General features: G+C 70.1%; 10 protein-coding genes. 4 read left to right on the top strand and 6 right to left on the bottom strand.

Annotated features, from left to right (window positions below; translation table 11 throughout):
• The first annotated feature begins 176 nt into the window (after positions 1-176).
• Positions 177-3,221, top strand: a complete 3,045-nt coding sequence (locus MicB006_RS29065; RefSeq protein WP_370013515.1) for a COR domain-containing protein — start codon at positions 177-179, stop codon at positions 3,219-3,221.
• A 173-nt stretch (positions 3,222-3,394) separates the two neighbouring features.
• On the opposite strand, the gene MicB006_RS29060 is transcribed toward MicB006_RS29065, so the two are convergent.
• From MicB006_RS29060 to MicB006_RS29020, 6 genes are all read right to left on the bottom strand, one after another.
• On the bottom strand, positions 3,395-5,215 hold the full coding sequence (locus MicB006_RS29060; protein ID WP_116511941.1) for an acyl-CoA dehydrogenase: 1,821 nt from the start codon (positions 5,213-5,215) through the stop codon (positions 3,395-3,397).
• Positions 5,216-5,231: 16 nt separating this feature from the next.
• Entirely contained in the window at positions 5,232-6,692 is a 1,461-nt protein-coding gene (locus MicB006_RS29055) for a 26S protease regulatory subunit (RefSeq protein WP_116510393.1), read from the bottom strand.
• 247 nt (positions 6,693-6,939) lie between these two features.
• The gene (locus tag MicB006_RS29050) at positions 6,940-8,139 is read right to left on the bottom strand and encodes an alanine--tRNA ligase-related protein (protein WP_116510391.1); all 1,200 of its coding nucleotides are present in this window, start codon (positions 8,137-8,139) and stop codon (positions 6,940-6,942) included.
• Between the two features lie 493 nt (positions 8,140-8,632).
• Positions 8,633-10,480: a glycosyltransferase gene (locus MicB006_RS32545; protein ID WP_225980558.1), complete on the bottom strand. Its 1,848-nt coding sequence runs from the start codon at positions 10,478-10,480 to the stop codon at positions 8,633-8,635.
• Between the two features lie 168 nt (positions 10,481-10,648).
• Positions 10,649-11,788 carry an acyl-CoA desaturase gene (locus MicB006_RS29025; protein ID WP_073829870.1) on the bottom strand — a complete coding sequence of 380 codons (1,140 nt, stop codon included), beginning with the start codon at positions 11,786-11,788 and terminating at the stop codon, positions 10,649-10,651.
• A gap of 15 nt (positions 11,789-11,803) precedes the next feature.
• Entirely contained in the window at positions 11,804-12,895 is a 1,092-nt protein-coding gene (locus MicB006_RS29020; RefSeq protein ID WP_116510389.1) for a ferredoxin reductase, read from the bottom strand.
• An 83-nt stretch (positions 12,896-12,978) separates the two neighbouring features.
• Between MicB006_RS29020 and MicB006_RS29015 the strand changes: the two genes are divergently transcribed.
• The 3 genes from MicB006_RS29015 (at position 12,979) to MicB006_RS29005 (ending at position 16,096) form a co-directional block, all read left to right on the top strand.
• Positions 12,979-14,202 carry a CdaR family transcriptional regulator gene (locus MicB006_RS29015; protein WP_116510387.1) on the top strand — a complete coding sequence of 408 codons (1,224 nt, stop codon included), beginning with the start codon at positions 12,979-12,981 and terminating at the stop codon, positions 14,200-14,202.
• A 107-nt stretch (positions 14,203-14,309) separates the two neighbouring features.
• On the top strand, positions 14,310-15,314 hold the full coding sequence (locus MicB006_RS29010) for a nitroreductase (RefSeq protein ID WP_116510385.1): 1,005 nt from the start codon (positions 14,310-14,312) through the stop codon (positions 15,312-15,314).
• 47 nt (positions 15,315-15,361) lie between these two features.
• A complete protein-coding gene (locus MicB006_RS29005) occupies positions 15,362-16,096 on the top strand; it encodes a serine/threonine protein kinase (protein WP_116510383.1) in 735 nt (244 codons plus the stop codon).
• The last annotated feature ends 329 nt before the right edge of the window (positions 16,097-16,425 follow it).

Here is a 16,425-nt window from a genome sequence, read left to right as displayed (position 1 = left end):
ACCTCACCCTGACACCACTGTCGGAAAGATGACAAAGTCTTCACGCTTCGTGGGTCGCAATCCATCACCCTTATTCGTTACGGTCGAAATCCGATTCACATACAACATGGGCCGCCACGACCCGACGCCAGCCGAAGTCGTGACGACCCGCGCATATTTCTGAATAAGGGGGAGCCATCAATAGGGCGAACCAGACCGAACGCAGGTTCACAGCCGAGGACGCGGACCGCGCTCGAAAAGAAGGCTTTGCGCGGTTCTCCGGCTGGGGCCTCAAAAGTCTACCCGCCGAGATCAGCGAACTCGGCAACCTCGATCGACTCTATCTCATCCATAACGAACTCGAGTCCCTGCCCGCGGGCATCGGTCACCTAATCAACCTGACCGAACTGGATGTGCGCAGTAATCGACTATCATCTTTACCCAAAGAGATAGGCGAACTCCGGAGACTCGAAGAGCTGTACTTGGATGACAACCGGCTGCAAACACTACCGGCCGAGATTGGGAAGCTGTCAGAGCTACGCGAATTAGACCTAGACGGCAATAGACTGTCGCACCTACCCGCCGAACTGTTCCGGCTCCGCAACCTAGAACAGCTCGACCTAAGGAACAATCGCCTAACGGAAATTCCCGCCGATATTTGCAAACTCGCCAACCTGCGCCGACTCTATCTCAGCAACAACCTGATAACGGAACTGCCGCCAGAGCTTGGCCAACTCACCAAGCTAGACAAACTGGAACTCGACGGCAATCAAATCCGTGAGCTTCCGCGCGAAATGGTTCAACTACTCGGGCGGTCAATCTCACTGTCTGTTTCTCGGAATCCCCTTGCCGACCCTCTACCAGATCTGCTAACTCGTGGCCTGGACGCACTGGCAGCATATTTGCGAAGCTTGGAAGACGCGGTACCTCACTACGAAGCCAAGGTTCTCATCGTCGGCGAGGGAGCCGTCGGGAAGAGCTCCCTACTAGCGTCACTTCGCGGCGAGCCTTTCGTGCTTAACCGCGACACTACCCACGGCCTAGAGATCCACCCTCTTGTACTGCCGCATCCGGACTTGGACCTTCCGATGACGGTGAGGGCATGGGACTTCGGCGGCCAAGAGGTTTACCGCATAACACACCAGTTTTTCTTTAGCCGTCGCGCCCTTTACATCCTCGTCTGGAATGCCCGAAGGGGCCAAGAGCAGGGGGAGGTTGAGGGTTGGCTAGGTCGTATACGACTACGGGTAGGTCTCGATGCGCGAGCGATTCTTGTATCAACCCATTGCGATGAGCGCAACCCTGAGATTGATTTTGAGCAGCTCAAGCAGGTCTTTCCCAACATGCTTGCCGGCCAGTTCAGCGTCGACAATCAAAGCGGCAGTGGAATAGCTGAGTTGCGAGACCAGATTGCTCAGGAAGCTGCCGCGCTTCCGCAAATGGGACGAATGTTAAGCCCGCGCTGGATCGCCGCGAGGGACGACATCCTTTCACGTTATCAGAGTGAGCCGCAGATCTCGTGGACAGACTTCGTGAAGGCCTGCAGTCACCAGCACCTCAACGAGGAGGAAACCACCACTCTGGCAGAATTGCTACATGACCTCGGGCACATTATTTACTATGGCGACGATGAGGGCCTGAAAGATATTGTCGTCCTGAACCCCGAATGGCTAACAAAGGCAATCGCCTTCGTTCTGGAAGATCCCGTGACGAGAGCATCAAACGGCGTGCTCGACCATGCACGACTACGCCTGATATGGCAAGAGCATGCACGAGGGGTACCATATCCGGCTCGCCATCATCCTTACTTCTTGCGCCTCATGGAGAAGTTCGACATCTCTTATCGCCTGGATGATAATGAGAAGAAGAGCCTGATCGCCCAGCTCGTCCCGCATTCGAGACCGGTACTTCCCTGGATATTCAAGACCCCAGCGCCACCAAGTGTCCGAATTGTGACGCTCATTTGCAAATTGCAGGAGCCCGCACCGGGCCTCATCGCCTGGATGACCGTTCGGCATCATAACGCATCCGTAGGAAAGCACTGGCGTAACGGCGTCTTCCTCCGCCACCCGACCACCGCATATGCATCCGAAGCTCTGATTGAGCTACAGCAGGACGGAAGGCTAATGTTGCAGGTTCGGGCCCCCTCGCCCGACCTTTTCTTTAATGTACTCCGCGACAGCATGGAGCATTTGCTTCGGCGACGTTGGCCGGGTTTGCAGTACGAGTTTTTGATTCCCTGCCCCACTCCTGGCTGCGGCGGGGAATTTCCACTAAACGGCCTGCTGCGTAGGCGCGAACGAGGAAAGACTGTTCGGGATTGCCTCAACTGCGACGTTGATCACGACATCTCCATCTTGCTTACCGGCTTCACCTCTTCCCAGGCTGAGATTCGCGCGCAGTTGGAGGCCCTGCACGACGAACTTGGTGCGCTTTCGGGCGGCATAGAGCGCATCGAAGGGGGAGTGAAGCGGGTCGAAGTATTCGCCGCACAAAGCGCTGATTCGCTCCGTCGCGTGCTGAAGGTTGTCTCGACCGAGGTAATCGATTGCCCCCGGATGTTCACTCTTGCGCCACCACCTCGGAACACCGAGCCACTCAGCCCGTCAGGATTGGTCAGGCAGCGCAGAATCACATTCCAACTGGTTTACCTCACTCTCTGGTGTGAGCATCCAGGGGAATGGCACCCCTGGCAACCGGCAACCTACGAACTGAAACAAGAGCGTGAGTGGGTTGCGAGATTGACACCTTACGCAAATTTCGTGCTCAAAACACTCAGGCTCGTCGTTCCGATTGTTGCTGCAGTATCGGGCGTCTCTCTGCCTAAGCAACAAGCCGAGGATCTGTCCAAGAGAATTGAGCTCATGAAGGTGATTACCGAGCGTCTCCCGGCAGAGGTGGAGCGCCAAGAGCGGTTGGAGGGAACGCCCAAAAACGAACTTACCAAGGCGGAGGGCCAAGCCCTCCGCAGCCTTCGCGCCTTGCTCTTTAAATACGACGAGAACCGAATTTTCGGTGATCTGCGGCGGGTACAAGCTCCGTCTGGGGAATTGCTGTGGGTGTGCCCTCATCACTACCACGAGTACGACCCTGGGCTCCCGCAGCTACCAGAGCCAAGCCAAGCAATGCCGCCTTTCGCCGAGTCGCGGAGAGCGCTTGGCGCAAGGCCGAACGAGGTACCAGCACCAACACTGAGGCCCGCCGTGCCGGAGGTGCCAGAGTCTCAGACTCCTACATTCTGAGCGCAGCTCTTCACGAGCGTGGTGCGGCTGAGCCTCTACGCGGCGACCTACCGACTTATGCTTGGGTTCGACGCGTGGGCGTGTGAGGCCGTGGGCTGAACATCCGTACGTGCTGCGCGATTTGCTGATGCGGCGATGGGGACCTCGCTAGCTGAGGTCCCCAAGCAAGAGAGCTAGAACCAGCTCTCGCGCATGTCCAGCGTCGTCCGGTCCAGCCCTTCCAGCAGGTCGAACTGCGCACCCACCTTCGGCAGCTCCCACCGGTAGAAGTACCGCGCCGCCTGCCGCTTTCCCGCCAGGAACTCCCCCTCGCCCCCGTCCGGCGACCCCAGCGCCTCCACCGCCAGCACCTGTTCCAGCCACATCCACGCGATCACCACGTGCCCGACCGCCTCCAGGTACACCGAGGCGTTCGCCAGCGCCAGCTCCGGATCGCCCGGTGCCCACAGCCGCCGCGTCACCACGGCGATCCGGTCCACCGCGGCGGCGAGCTGACCGGCCAGCTCGGAGGCGAACCCGTCGGCCTTCCACGCCCGGCTGACGGTGCCGCGGATCGTCTCCAGCAGCAGTTCCAGTGCGGCGCCGTCGCGCATGGTGACCTTGCGGCCGAGCAGGTCGAGCGCCTGGATGCCGTGGGTGCCCTCGTGGATGGCGTTGAGCCGGTTGTCCCGCCAGTGCTGCTCGACGTCGTAGTCGCGGGTGTAGCCGTACCCGCCGTGCACCTGGATGGCCAGGTCGTTGGCGGCCAGGCACCACTGGGCCGGCCAGCTCTTGGTGATCGGGGTGAGCAGGTCGAGCAGCAGTTGCGCCCGTTCGCGGTCGGCCTCGGCAGGCGCGGTCTTCTGTTCGTCGAGCAGCCGTCCGCAGTAGAGCACCAGCGCGAGCGCGCCCTCCACATAACTCTTCTGGGCCAGCAGCATCCGGCGTACGTCGGGGTGGGCCACAATCGGCACCTGCGGCGTGGTGGGGTCCTTGTCGGCGACCGGCCGGCCCTGCGGGCGCTGCCGGGCGTACGCGACGGACTTCAGGTACGCGGTGTAGCCGAGCGCCGTGGCGCCGGCTCCGATGCCGATGCGCGCCTCGTTCATCATGTGGAACATCACCGCGAGCCCCTGGTGCGGTTGGCCCACCAGGTAGCCGACCGCCCCGGCCCGCCCGTACGGCCGGTGCACGCCCTCGCCGAAGTTCAGCAGCGTGTTGGTGGTGCCCCGGTAGCCGAGCTTGTGGTTGAGCCCGACCAGCACCACGTCGTTGCGCGGCCCGAGGTTGCCGTCGTCGTCGAGCAGCACCTTCGGCACGATGAACAGCGACAGGCCCTTCACGCCGGCCGGCGCGCCGGGGATGCGGGCCAGGACCAGGTGGACGATGTTCTCGGCCAGCTCGTGGTCGCCGCCGGAGATCCACATCTTGGTGCCGACGATCCGGTACGTGCCGTCGTCCTGCGGCTCGGCCCGCGTGGTGAGGTCGGTCAGGGAACTGCCGGCCTGCGGTTCGGACAGGCACATGGTGCCGAAGAACCGGCCCTCGACCATGGGGCGTACCCAGGTGTCGATCTGCTCGGCGCTGCCGTGGGCGAGCAGCAGGTTGGCGTTGCCGAGGGTGAGCATCGGGTACGCGGACGTGCCGACGTTGGCGGCCTGGAACCAGGCGAACGCGGCGGCGGCCACCACGTGCGGCAGTTGCAGCCCGCCGACCGACTCGTCCATGGTGGCGGCGAGCAGCCCGGTCTCGGCGAACGCCTCCAGGGCGGCCTTGACCTGCGGGATGGTCCGCACGCGCTGCCCGTCGAACGTGGGCTCACCGGTGTCGGCGGCCCGGTTGTGCGGGGCGAAGCGCTCGGCGGCGACCCGCGCGGCGAGGTCCAGCACCTCGTCGACGGTCTCGCGGGTGTGCTCGGCGTAGCGGGGCCGCTCGGTCAGCCGGGTCACGTCCAGCCAGTCGTGCAGCAGGAACGCGAGGTCACGGCGGGACAGCAGCAGATCGGACGAGGACAACGTGGACTCCTTCCGGTCAGCCGCGGCGCAACCCGGCGACGGCCTCCCGCAGGTCATCCTGACCGATCGGAGCCGGCGGCGCACCCTCCGCCGCCTCCCGGAGCGCCTTGGCGAGTTGCACCCGGCGCAGCGCCTCCCGGAGGTCCGCGCCGGTCAGCCCGGCCGTGTCGGCCGCCAGGGCGGCCGGGTCGAGGTCGTCGGCGAACATCTTGAAACCCGGCCGCTCGTGCCGGTCGATCAGCTCGCGGACCATCTTGGTGAGGATCTCGGCGCGTCCGGTCTCGTCCGGCGCCGGAATGGCGATCTTCAGGTCGAAGCGACCGGAGCGGATCAGCGAGGCGTCGACGCGCTGCGGGAAGTTCGTGGTGGCCACCACGATGACGTCGGGGTTCTCCTCGAACAGCGTGTTCATCTCCTGCTTGAAGATGCCCGCGACGGCGTTGACGGCCTGGCTGGCCGCGTCCCCACCGGCCCCGGCGTAGCTGATGATCGAGTCGAACTCGTCGAACAGCATGACAGTGGGCCGGCGGTAGCGGCGTGCCTCCCGGAAGATGCGCTTGATGTTGCGTTCCGAGCCGCCGAGGTACTTGTCCAGGATCTCCGGGGTGCGGATCTCCACGAAGTCCGCGCCGATCTCGTTCGCCAGCGCCCGGGCCAGCATGGTCTTGCCGGTGCCGGGCGGCCCGTACATCAGGATGCCCTGCGGCCGGCGCGCGCCCCAGCGGGCCATCGCCGCCGGGTGCCGGAACGACACCGCCACCTCGCGGAACTGCGCGACCACGCCGGACAGACCGCCGACCTGGTCGAGGGTCACCGCCGCGCTGCGCGGCCCGGCCGCCGTCACCGGTCGCCGCCCCACGAGGTACGTCCGTCCGCGCAGCACCGTCGGCTCGTCGCTGTCGCCGGACAACTCGCGTACGGCCTGGAGCAGCAGGCCGACCATCGCCCGCAGGTGCGCCGCATCCACCTCGGCGCTGGGCACGTCTGCGCGGATGCGTACCGTGCCGTTGTCCTGGTCGACGCGGGGCCGCAGCCCGGCTTCCCGGGCCACGCGCAGCACCTCCCGGCCGGCCTCGTCGCCGGGCGGCGCGGCGAGCGTGGCGACCGGTCGCGGCCAGATCCGCCGTCCGGCCTCCGCGGCCATCCGGCCCACCGCGGCGGCCGGGCCGTCACCGCCGCGGGCGGCCAGCCGCTCGGCGAGCAGCACGCCGACCGGCCCGGCCAGACCGAGAGCGAGCAGGCCCGCCGGGCTGCTCTCCACCCGCAGGTACGCCTCGAAGCGGTGCGCCGGCTGCCCGTCTGCGGTGTCGGCGCGCACGGTGCAGAGCACCTCCCGCACCGGGGCCGGGAAGTCGCCGTCGACCAGCAGCTCCACCGGCCCGTCGACGGCGGCGGCGAGCAGCCCCGCCGCGTCGGCGATGCGCACCTCGGCGCCGAGCAGCGGCACCCTCTCCTCGTCCGGCCGTACCTCGGTCATCGGCAGCCCTCTCCTCACGGCGGCGTCCGCTTCCCTCGCGTGGCGTCCGCCTCCGAGTCTGGCACCGGCCCGGCCGGGCGGCCACCGCTGAGCCGTCGCCGCTGACCTGACCGCTGCTCCCCGGGCCGCTGCTCACCGCCCCCCGCCCGGGTCCCGCTCACCCGGCATTCGCTCGCCCGGCTCTCGCTCGCCCGGCCGCCCCTCAGCCACCCGCTGCTCGCCCGGCCACTGCTCGCCCCGACGCAGCTCAGCTCGTCTCAGCGAGCAGGCCGTCGACCAGGTCGCGGGGCAGCCCGTGGGTGTCGTGCAGCCAGTGGTAGTCGCGTTCGGTCAGCGGGCCACGCTCCCGTACCCGATCCACGAGCGGCCGTCCGCGTCGCAGCAGCCCGCGGAAGCGGCGTTCCTCTTCGACCAGCGTCGCGTGCAGCGAGCCGACGTCGACGGGCTGCGCGCCCGGCGTCCCCGGATCGACCGGCTGACGGAAGCGGCGCAGCGTGTCCGCGTACAGCTCGGGTGGCAGCCCGTCCAGGCTGCGCGCCGGGTCGTCGCGCCACAGCACCGTGAGCGCGCGGCGCAGGAGGCGGCGCAGCACGTACCCGCGGCCGGTGTTGCCGGGGCGTACCCCGTCACCGAGCACGACCACCGCGGACCGCAGGTGGTCCGCAACCACGCGCAGGTCCGTGCCGCGCAGGCCCCAGTCGCCTACCTCGTCCACCCACTGGCGCAGCCCGTCGCCGGTGAACACGGAGCGGTCGCCGCGCAGCACCATCTCCAGCCGTTCCAGGCCCATGCCGGTGTCGATGCTGGAGTGCGGCAGCGGCGTGAGCCGCCCGTCGGGGTGCCGGTGGTAGCGCATCTGCACGTGGTTCCACACCTCCACCCAGCGCGCGTCGGTGCTGGGCGTGCCGGTCGGCGGGCCGTCGCCGGTCCACACGAAGATCTCCGAGTCCGGTCCGCAGGGGCCGGTCGGGCCGTTGGACCACCAGTTGTCCTCGCCCAGCGCCTCCACCGGCACGCCGAGCCCGGTCCACGTGTCCCGCGCGGTGTCGTCCGGCCCTTCTCCGCTGCCGCCGCCGAAGACCGTGGCGTGCAGCCTCTCCACCGGGATGCCGAACCCGTCGGTGAGCAGGTCGAAGCCCCACCGCAGGCTGGTCGCGATGTCGTAGTCGCCGAGCGACCACGAGCCGAGCATCTGGAACACGGTCAGGTGGGTGTCGTCGCCAACCTCGTCCAGGTCCGTGGTGCGCAGGCACCGCTGCACGTTCGCCAGTCGCCGTCCGCCCGGGTGCGGGCGCCCCAGCAGGTACGGCGTGAGCGGGTGCATGCCGGACGTGGTGAACAGCACAGGGTCGCCGGGTGGCGGAACGAGGGAACTCTCCGGCGCACGCTGATGGTCGTGCCGGTGGTAGTGGTCGAGAAACGTCTGGGTGATGTCGTCGGGCGTCATGGCGGGTGCCTTCCGGGTACGGGTGACCGGACGGCCCGCCGCGCGCGTTTCACGGCGTGGACACGACGACGCCGGCGGACCGTTTCCGGTCGCCGGCGTGGGTGTGGGACAGGTTCAGGCGGCGGCAACCGGCGAGCGGGAAGCTCGCGCGGCCGCGGCGGTAAGGGTGCGCCTGCTCTGCATACCTTGGACGGTAGCCCGGTCCACACCGTCCCGCCCAGCCCTTTTCCCGCGCGCCCCCGCGCGCGCCCTCGCCCTCGCCCTCGCGCTCGCACCCGCACCCGCGCTCGCACCCGCACCCGCACCCGCACCCGCACCCGCAAGATCGACACCACTCCCCCGAAATGGCGGGGTCACCGGCACTCGGATGCCGCCACCTCGCCGAGCTGGAGTTGACCATGCCGCCCCAAGACGCGAGTGGAACGCCATGGGTGCCAAAACGGGCCGGAGACACCCATGATGTTCCACCCGGCCGGGTGGTGGGCGGCGGGCGTCAGCGGGTGGGGGTGAGCAGGCGGCGGTAGAGGGCGTCGAGGCGTTCGGCCTGCGCCTCCCACGTCCATCCAGGCAGTGGCGAGTCCGGGCCCTCGTAGGCGGCGCGGTACCGGGCCGGATCGGCGAGCACCGTGCGGACCGCGCGGGCCAGGTCGGCGGCGTCGCGGGCGCGGAACACCTCACCCTGACCGGTGGCGCGCACCGTCTCGGCCATGGTGCGGACGTCGCTGACCACGATCGGCAGCCGCGCGTGCGCGTACTCGAAGAACTTGGTGATCAGCGCGATCTCGTGATTCGGCCAGTGGTGCAGCGGGATCAGCCCGATGTCGGCCGTGGCGAGGAACGCCACGAGCTGGCGGTGCGGCACGTACGGCAGCACGTGCACCCGGTCGCCCACCCCGTGCCGGGCCGCGCGGGCGACGACCTGGCGGACGTAGGCGGCGGCCGGGTCGGCTACGACAAGCGCCAGGTGCACGCCGGGCAGCAGCGGCAACGCCTCGACCACCGTGTCCACGCCGCGCTGGACGGCCATCGCCCCGCTGTAGACCAGCAGCGGCGTGCCCGGACGCAGACCGCACCGCTCCCGCAGGTCAGGAGCGGGCAGGTCGGCGGGCTCGGGAGCGGCCGGCTCGGGGACGGGCGGGTCGGAGGCGATCGGCTCGGGAGCGGCCGGCCCGGGAGCGGCCGGCCCGGGAGCGGCCGGCCCGGAGGCGGCCGGCCCGGAGACAGTCGGCCCGGAGACAGTCGGCCCGGAGACAGTCGGCCCGGAGACAGTCGGCCCGGAGACAGTCGGCCCGGAGACAGTCGGCTCGGAGACAGTCGGCTCGGAGACAGTCGGCTCGGAGACAGTCGGCTCGGAGACAGTCGGCTCGGAGACAGTCGGCTCGGAGACAGTCGGCTCGGAGGCGGTCGGCTCGGAGGCGGTCGGCTCGGGGGCGGCGGTGACCGGGGCGTTCAGCACCACTGTCGGGCGGTCGGGCAGGTCGTGGTCGCGTACCAGCAGGTCGGCGAGGGTGTCGGAAACGGTGACGACCGCGTCGGCGTGACCGACGTACTCGCGGACGTAGCCGAGGTGGGCGGGCAGCCAGCGGGCATTGTCGCGGCGGGGCCGCGCGCCGGGCAGCCACTCGTGCGCGTCCCACACCAGCTTGACGTCGCGACCGGCAGCGCGGGCGCGGTCCACGGCGCGGGCGGCCACGCCGAGCATCCGGAAGTCGTGCGCGTGGATCAGGTCGGGGCGCAGGTCGTCGACGACCGATCCGGCGACCCGTTCGTAGTCCCAGAGCCCCGGCTCCAGCCGCCGCCAGGCCCCGTCGCGCAGCCGGGCCCGCCAGTAGCGGACCTCGGCGTGCTCGACGGGCCGGCGGGCCAGCCGCGCCGCGCGCAACGGCAGCCCGCCCCGAGCCACCAGCCGAGCCCGCAGCCCGGACACGCCACGCAGGCGGGAGCCGTCGCGCAGGCCGGAGCCGTCACGCAGGCCGGAGCCGTCACGCAAGCTGGACACGCCACGCAGGCCGGAGCCGTCGCGCGAACCAGCATCACGGCCCGAAGCGGAGACGTCGCCGGGACCGAGGCCGGCGGAGACGCCGGGGCCGGGGACACCGCCGCCCGGGCGGGAGACGACAGCCGATGCGGTGGCGGGTGGAGTAGCGCGAGCTGCGGCGAGCGGCAGGACGCGTACCTCGGCGTCGCCGAGCCGCCAGCGGCGTTCGGCGTCGACGTGGGCGCATCCGATCAGCGTGACGTCCCAGCCGGCGTCGGCGGCCGAGCGGGCCGTCTTCTGCACCCGCGAGTCACCCTCGACCGCGTTGTCGACGAGCATGACCACGCGCCGGCGAAGCCGCATCGTCGAACACCCCTTCACCCGTACGCCCCGACGGGCGCGAGTGTACGGGGGCACGGGACCGGCGCGGCGGCCACGAAATGCGGTCTGAGCTGCGAAGACGCTAAAAGTGCAGCGGACGGTCAGGTGCCGGCCGGTGGAAGTTCACCGGCCGTGCACCGAACGGTCGGGTCAGGCCGTGCCGGAGGAGGCCAGCGCGGCCGGGGCGACCGGCTGCGGGCTGTCGGTGCGGTTGGGCAGCGACAGGCGGATGACCTTCCACCACGCGGAGGCAACCTGCTTGGGCAGCGGGCCGGTGGTGTAGTGCAGGCCGTACCTGTCGAACAGCGCCCGCACCTGCGGCGCGATCTCCTGGTAGCGGTTGCTGGGCAGGTCGGGGAAGAGGTGGTGCTCGATCTGGTACGACAGGTTGCCGGTCATGATGTGCAGCAGCCGGCTGCCGCTGATGTTGGCCGAGCCGAGCATCTGGCGCAGGTACCACTCGCCGCGCGTCTCGCCCTCGATGGAGGTCTTCTCGAACGTCTCCACGCCGTTGGGGAAGTGCCCGCACATGATCACCGAATGGCTCCACACGTTGCGCAGCAGGTTCGCGGTGAACGTGGCGGCGAGCGTGGTCAGGAACGACGGGCCGGACAGCAGCGGGTGCACCACGTAGTCCTTGAGCACCTGGCGGCGGATCTTGCGGCCGACCGCCCGGGCCTTGGCCCGGAACTTCGGGTCCTTGAGGTTGCGCTGCTTGAGGTGGTCACCCAGCTCCATGTCGTACGCGGCGATGCCGTACTCGAAGAACATGGCGTTGATCAGGTTCCAGAGCGGCTGCCCGAGGTGCATGGGGTGCCACGGCTGGTCCTCGTCGACGCGCATGATGCCGTACCCGAGGTCGTTGTCCTTGCCGACGACGTTGGTGTAGCGGTGGTGCAGCTCGTTGTGCGACTGCTTCCACTGGTCGGCCGGGGAGACGTGGTCCCACTCCCAGGTGGTGGAGTGGATCTTCGGGTCGCGCATCCAGTCCCACTGACCGTGCAGGACGTTGTGCCCGATCTCCATGTTCTCCAGGATCTTGGCGACCGTGAGGCCGGCCGTGCCGACGATCCAGGCCGGCGGGAACAGCGAGAACAGCAGCACCGCGCGACTGCTCATCTCCAGTGTCCGCTGGGTCTTGACCACCTTGCGGATGTAGCGGGCGTCCCGCTCCCCCCGGTCGGCGAGGACCCGGTCCCGGATCGCGTCCAGTTCCTTGCCGATGATCTCGATGTCTTCGGCGCTCAGGTGGGCGATCGGGTTGACGGCCTTCTTCTGGATGACGGTCACGTGGGTGGCTCCTGTTCAGAGATCGATGTCGCAAGTACCGGCGGCGGCCGACACGCACGTCTGGACGAGCACGCCGTCCCCCGGTACGGCCGTGGTGACGTCGCCGTTGCGCAGGTCGCGGACGGCGCCCTGGCGCAGCGGTACGACGCAGCCGAAGCAGATGCCCATCCGGCACCCGGAAGGCATCAGCACTCCGGCGTTCTCCCCCGCGTCGAGCAGGGTGGTGGCACCGTCGGACTCGACGGTCACCCCTGCTCCGGTGAACGTCACAGTGCCTCCCTCGCCCGGCGTGATCACCGTCGGGCGGAACCGCTCGGTGTGCAACCGCTCGACGAGGCCGTTCGAGGACCAGTACCCCTCAACCGCGTCGAGCATGCCGATCGGCCCGCACGCCCACGCCTCCCGGTCGAGGTGGTCGGGCACCAGGCCGGCCAGTTCGGCGACGTCGAGCAGGCCGTCGGTGTCGGTGTGCCGCTCGACCAGCCGCAACGTGCCGCGTTCCGCGAGCGCGCGCAGCTCCGCGCCGAAGATGACGTCGTCGCGGGTGGGCGCCGAGTGCACGAGCACCACGTCGGCCCGGTCGGCCAGACCGGAGCGCAGCATCCCCATGACCGGGGTGATGCCGCTGCCGGCGGTGACGAACAGGACCCGCTCGGGCGTCGCGCTCGGGAGCACGAAGTCGCCCTGGGCCTGGTCGAGGTGGATCAGCGTGCCGGGCCGGATCCGGCGGACCAGGTGGTTGCTGACCTTGCCGTCGGGGATGGCCTTCACCGTGACGCTGATCCGGCCGTCCGCGGCGTCCGGCGCCGAGGTGACCGAGTACGCGCGCCACTGGCGCACGCCGTCGACGTCGACGCCGAGGCGGATGTACTGCCCGGGCAGGTGCCCCTGCCAGGCACGGCCGGGCTGGATCACCAGCGTGGCCGCGTCCCGGGTCTCCGGGCGGACCGCGACGATCCGGCCGCGCAGCGGGGCGCCCGCGCGCAGCGGCGCGATCAGGTCGAGATAGTCGTCGGGAAGCACCGGCGTGGTGACCGCTCCGGCCAACCGCAGCAGCCTGTCCCGGAAGGTGACCTTCTGAGGGCGGCGGGAGGCAGTTGTGGTCATATGACCAGCGTGACCGCCCGATCGCATAACATCTTGACCGACAAAGGTGAAACGGTCGCAGGTTTTTGTTCGGAGGGAACAACATGACGTTGGAGGCCGGCACCGGGCAGCGCGCCGCGCACCTCAACCTCGAGGCCGGGATGGCCGAGACCCTGCGCGAACGGCTGCCGATGGTCGCCGAGCGGACCGTCTCCGCGATCACCGCCGAGGTGCCGGACTACTCCGGCGCGCTCACCGGCGCCATGCGGGCGAAGATCGAAAACGCGGTACGCATCGCGCTCGGCACGTTCCTCCAGCTCATAGAGGGTACCCAGGCGTTCGACCCGAGCACTCCCCTGGCCCCGGCGCTGGAAGCCGCGTACGCGCTGGGCAGCGGCGAGGCCCGCTCGGGGCGGAGCATGGACGCGCTGCTGGCCGCGTACCGGGTGGGCGCCCGGGTGGCCTGGCGCGAGGTGTCCACCACGACGGTACGCAGCGGGCTGGCAGCCGCGACGGTGGCCGAGTTCGCCGAGCTGATGTTCGCGTACATTGACGAGCTGTCGGCCGCGAGCGTGGCCGGGCACGCCGACGAGCTGGCCAGCGCCGGCCGGATGCGCCGCCGCAGCATGGAACGGCTCACCCGGCAGTTGCTGGCCGGCGAGCCGGAGGAGTCGCTGCGGCGCAGCGCGGAGCGAGCCGACTGGCCGCCGCCGCAGACGCTCACAGTGGTGCTGCTGCCCCGCCGGCACCTGCGCGCGGTGCTGGCGCTGCTCAGCCCGCACACGCTGGAGAGCGGCGAGGACCTGCCCGGCATGAACCCGGTCGAGGAGCTGGCCGTACTACTGGTGCCGGACATGCACGGCGGCCGGCGTCGCCAGCTCACCCGGCTGCTGCACGGGCACCGGGCGGTGCTCGGCCCGGCCCGCCCCTGGCACCGTGTCGCCGCGTCGTACCAGCGGGCCACCCGGGCGCTCGCGCTCGGCCTCGGCGAGGCGGACGCCGGGCCGGTGGACACGGAGCGTCACCTGGCCACGCTGTTGCTCAGCATGGACCCGGAGGCGCTGGCCGACCTGCGTGCGCAGGCCCTCGCGCCGCTGGCCGCGCTGCCTCCGGCCACCGCGCACCGGCTGGCCGAGACGCTGCGGTCGTGGCTGCTGCACCAGGGACGCCGCGATGAGGTGGCAGCCGACCTGTTCGTGCACCCGCAGACCGTCCGCTACCGGATGGGCAAGCTCCGCGAGCTGTTCGGCGACCGGCTGCACGACCCCGCCACGGTCCTCGACCTCACCATCGCGCTGGCCGTACCCCCGGAGCCGGACGACGCCTGACGCCGCGCCGGGGCGCACGGCCCGGTGCGGCCGGGACCTCCGGCCCTGTCCGCCCGCGAGGGCGGCGGGCAGGCTCGGAAGGGGACGAGCAAGCAGGGAGGGCCGCCATGAACAGCGCATCGACCCGCGTCGAGCAGGACCCGAGGGTACGCGTGCTGGAGGCGGCCGCCCGGCAGTCCCTGCACGCCCCGTCGGTGTTCAACACCCAGCCCTGGCGCTGGCGGATCACCGGCGACACGCTGGAGCTGCGCGCCGAGCCGGACCGGCAGCTCACCCACACCGACCCGGACGGCCGGCTGCTGATGCTGAGCTGCGGCGCCGCCCTGCACCACGCGCGCGTGTCGCTGGCGGCGTTCGGCTGGGCGGCGGTGGTCGAGCGGCTGCCCGATCCGGCCGACCCGTCGTTGCTGGCCCGGCTGCGCACGACCGGCCCGGCCGACCTGGACGTGCCGGCGGGCAGGCTGGTCGACGCGATCCCGCGCCGCCGCACCGACCGGCGGGCGTACGGCGACCGGCCGGTGCCGGAGGCGGTGCTGGCCCGCCTCGGGGACGCCGTCGAAGCCGAGGGCGCGCACCTGCACGTGGTCCGGCCGGACCAGATGCCGATGCTCGCCGTGTCCACCGGTCGTGCCGCCGAGGCGGAACTGGCCGACCCCGCGTACCGGGAGGAGCTGAACCGGTGGACCAACCGGCCGCCGGCCAGCGGCGACGGTGTGCCCTCCGCCACCGCCGTGCGGCCCTCCCCACGACGGGTGCCGCTGCGTGACTACGCGCCCGGCGGGGCGGCGGGGCTCACCGCGGGCACGGACTTCGACCGCGGCGCGGCGTACCTGATCCTGTTCGGCGAGGGCGACGAGCCGGCCGCCTGGTTGCGCGGCGGTGAGGCGCTGTCGGCGCTGCTGCTCACCGCCACCGCCGACGGGCTGGCCAGCGCGCCGCTCAGCGACGCCGTCGAGCTGACCTGGCCGCGCCGGATGATGCGTGAGCTGCTCGCCGGCATCGGCGACCCGTACCTGATCGTGCGCGTCGGCTGGGGTCCGGAGGCCGAGCTGCCGCCCGCGCCCCGCCGCGCGCCGGCGGACGTCATCGAGGTGGTGGATCCGCCGCGGTGACCCGGACGGGGCCCTCGCCGGCCGGCTAGTCGTCGTAACCTCGACCGATGCTGAACCTGGACCCGGCCGCCGCGTTCGTGGTCTTCGGGGACCAGGACTCCGGGTGCGTCTCCTACGGCGTGGAGTCGGCGGGCAGGCGCTGGTTCGTCAAGCGGGCCGGGACACCGCGGGCGCGCGAATCGCTCACGCGCGCCCTGGGCCTGCACGCGGCGGTCCGGCACTCCGCGCTCGTGCGGCCCGAGCTGGTACGCGACGGCGCCGACGGCCCGACGATCGTGTACCCGTGGCGCGACGGCGTCGTGCTCAACCACGCCACCGTCCACGGCAGCGACCGGAGCGGGCTGGCCCGCTTCCAGCGGCTCCCGGTCGCCGAGGTACGCGCGGCGCTGGACGCGATCCTCGATGCGCACGTGGCGGTGAGCGCGGCCGGGTACGTCGCTGTAGACCTGTACGACGGCTGCTTCCTCTACGACTTCGACGCCCGCCGGATGTGGCTGATCGACCTGGACGAGTACCGGCCGGGGGCGTTCGTGCTCGACTCCGACCGGCTGCCCGGGTCCCGCCGCTACCTGTCGCCGGAGGAGCTGACCTGGGGCGCGACAATCGACGAGCGCACCACCGTCCACGCGCTCGGCCGCACGCTGCACCACCTGCTCGACGGTCCGTCCGGCTGGCGCGGCACCACCGCGGAACGCGCTGTCGTCGACCGGGCCACCCGGCGCGACCCGGCGGCGCGGCACGGCACCGTGGCCGCCCTGGTGCGCGACTGGCGGGTCGCCTGACCCTGCTGCCGCCCTTCGGCGATCCGCCTGCGGCCCGGGGTGTGACTGTCCGTCACCTCGACCCCGATCCAGCAGATCGCCACGGAGGGTGAGGGGCGCTTCCTCTGTCGAGTTGCGGCGATTTCCGCGAACAATGCCCGTGAGCAGCCGAGATGCTCGATGGGTCGTCGGCGGTGCTGTTGCCCCTTCGCCGCCCTTTGCTCTGCAGCCGCATACGCAGCGGTAGCCGTGAGTCACCGCCGCGCCGATGGCTGCAGAGCAAAGGAGCCGCGAGGTGAACCGTGCGGACAGCTCCGGCGCTACCGTCCGTGACGGCGAGGGTCGACGCG

Origin of the sequence: Micromonospora sp. B006 (genome assembly GCF_003408515.1) — a bacterium.
In the GTDB taxonomy this organism is placed as follows: Bacteria; Actinomycetota; Actinomycetes; order Mycobacteriales; family Micromonosporaceae; genus Micromonospora; species Micromonospora echinospora_A.
Note: the sequence above shows the minus strand (reverse complement) of the source record. Positions and strands in the feature narration are given on the sequence as shown.

Coding starts and splice junctions, on each gene's coding strand:
- MicB006_RS29050 (WP_116510391.1), bottom strand. CDS start 8,139: ATGACGCCCGACGACATCACCCAGACGTTTCTCGACCACTACCACCGG.
- MicB006_RS29055 (WP_116510393.1), bottom strand. CDS start 6,692: ATGACCGAGGTACGGCCGGACGAGGAGAGGGTGCCGCTGCTCGGCGCC.
- MicB006_RS29005 (WP_116510383.1), top strand. CDS start 15,362: ATGCTGAACCTGGACCCGGCCGCCGCGTTCGTGGTCTTCGGGGACCAG.
- MicB006_RS32545 (WP_225980558.1), bottom strand. CDS start 10,480: ATGCGGCTTCGCCGGCGCGTGGTCATGCTCGTCGACAACGCGGTCGAG.
- MicB006_RS29015 (WP_116510387.1), top strand. CDS start 12,979: ATGACGTTGGAGGCCGGCACCGGGCAGCGCGCCGCGCACCTCAACCTC.
- MicB006_RS29010 (WP_116510385.1), top strand. CDS start 14,310: ATGAACAGCGCATCGACCCGCGTCGAGCAGGACCCGAGGGTACGCGTG.
- MicB006_RS29020 (WP_116510389.1), bottom strand. CDS start 12,895: ATGACCACAACTGCCTCCCGCCGCCCTCAGAAGGTCACCTTCCGGGAC.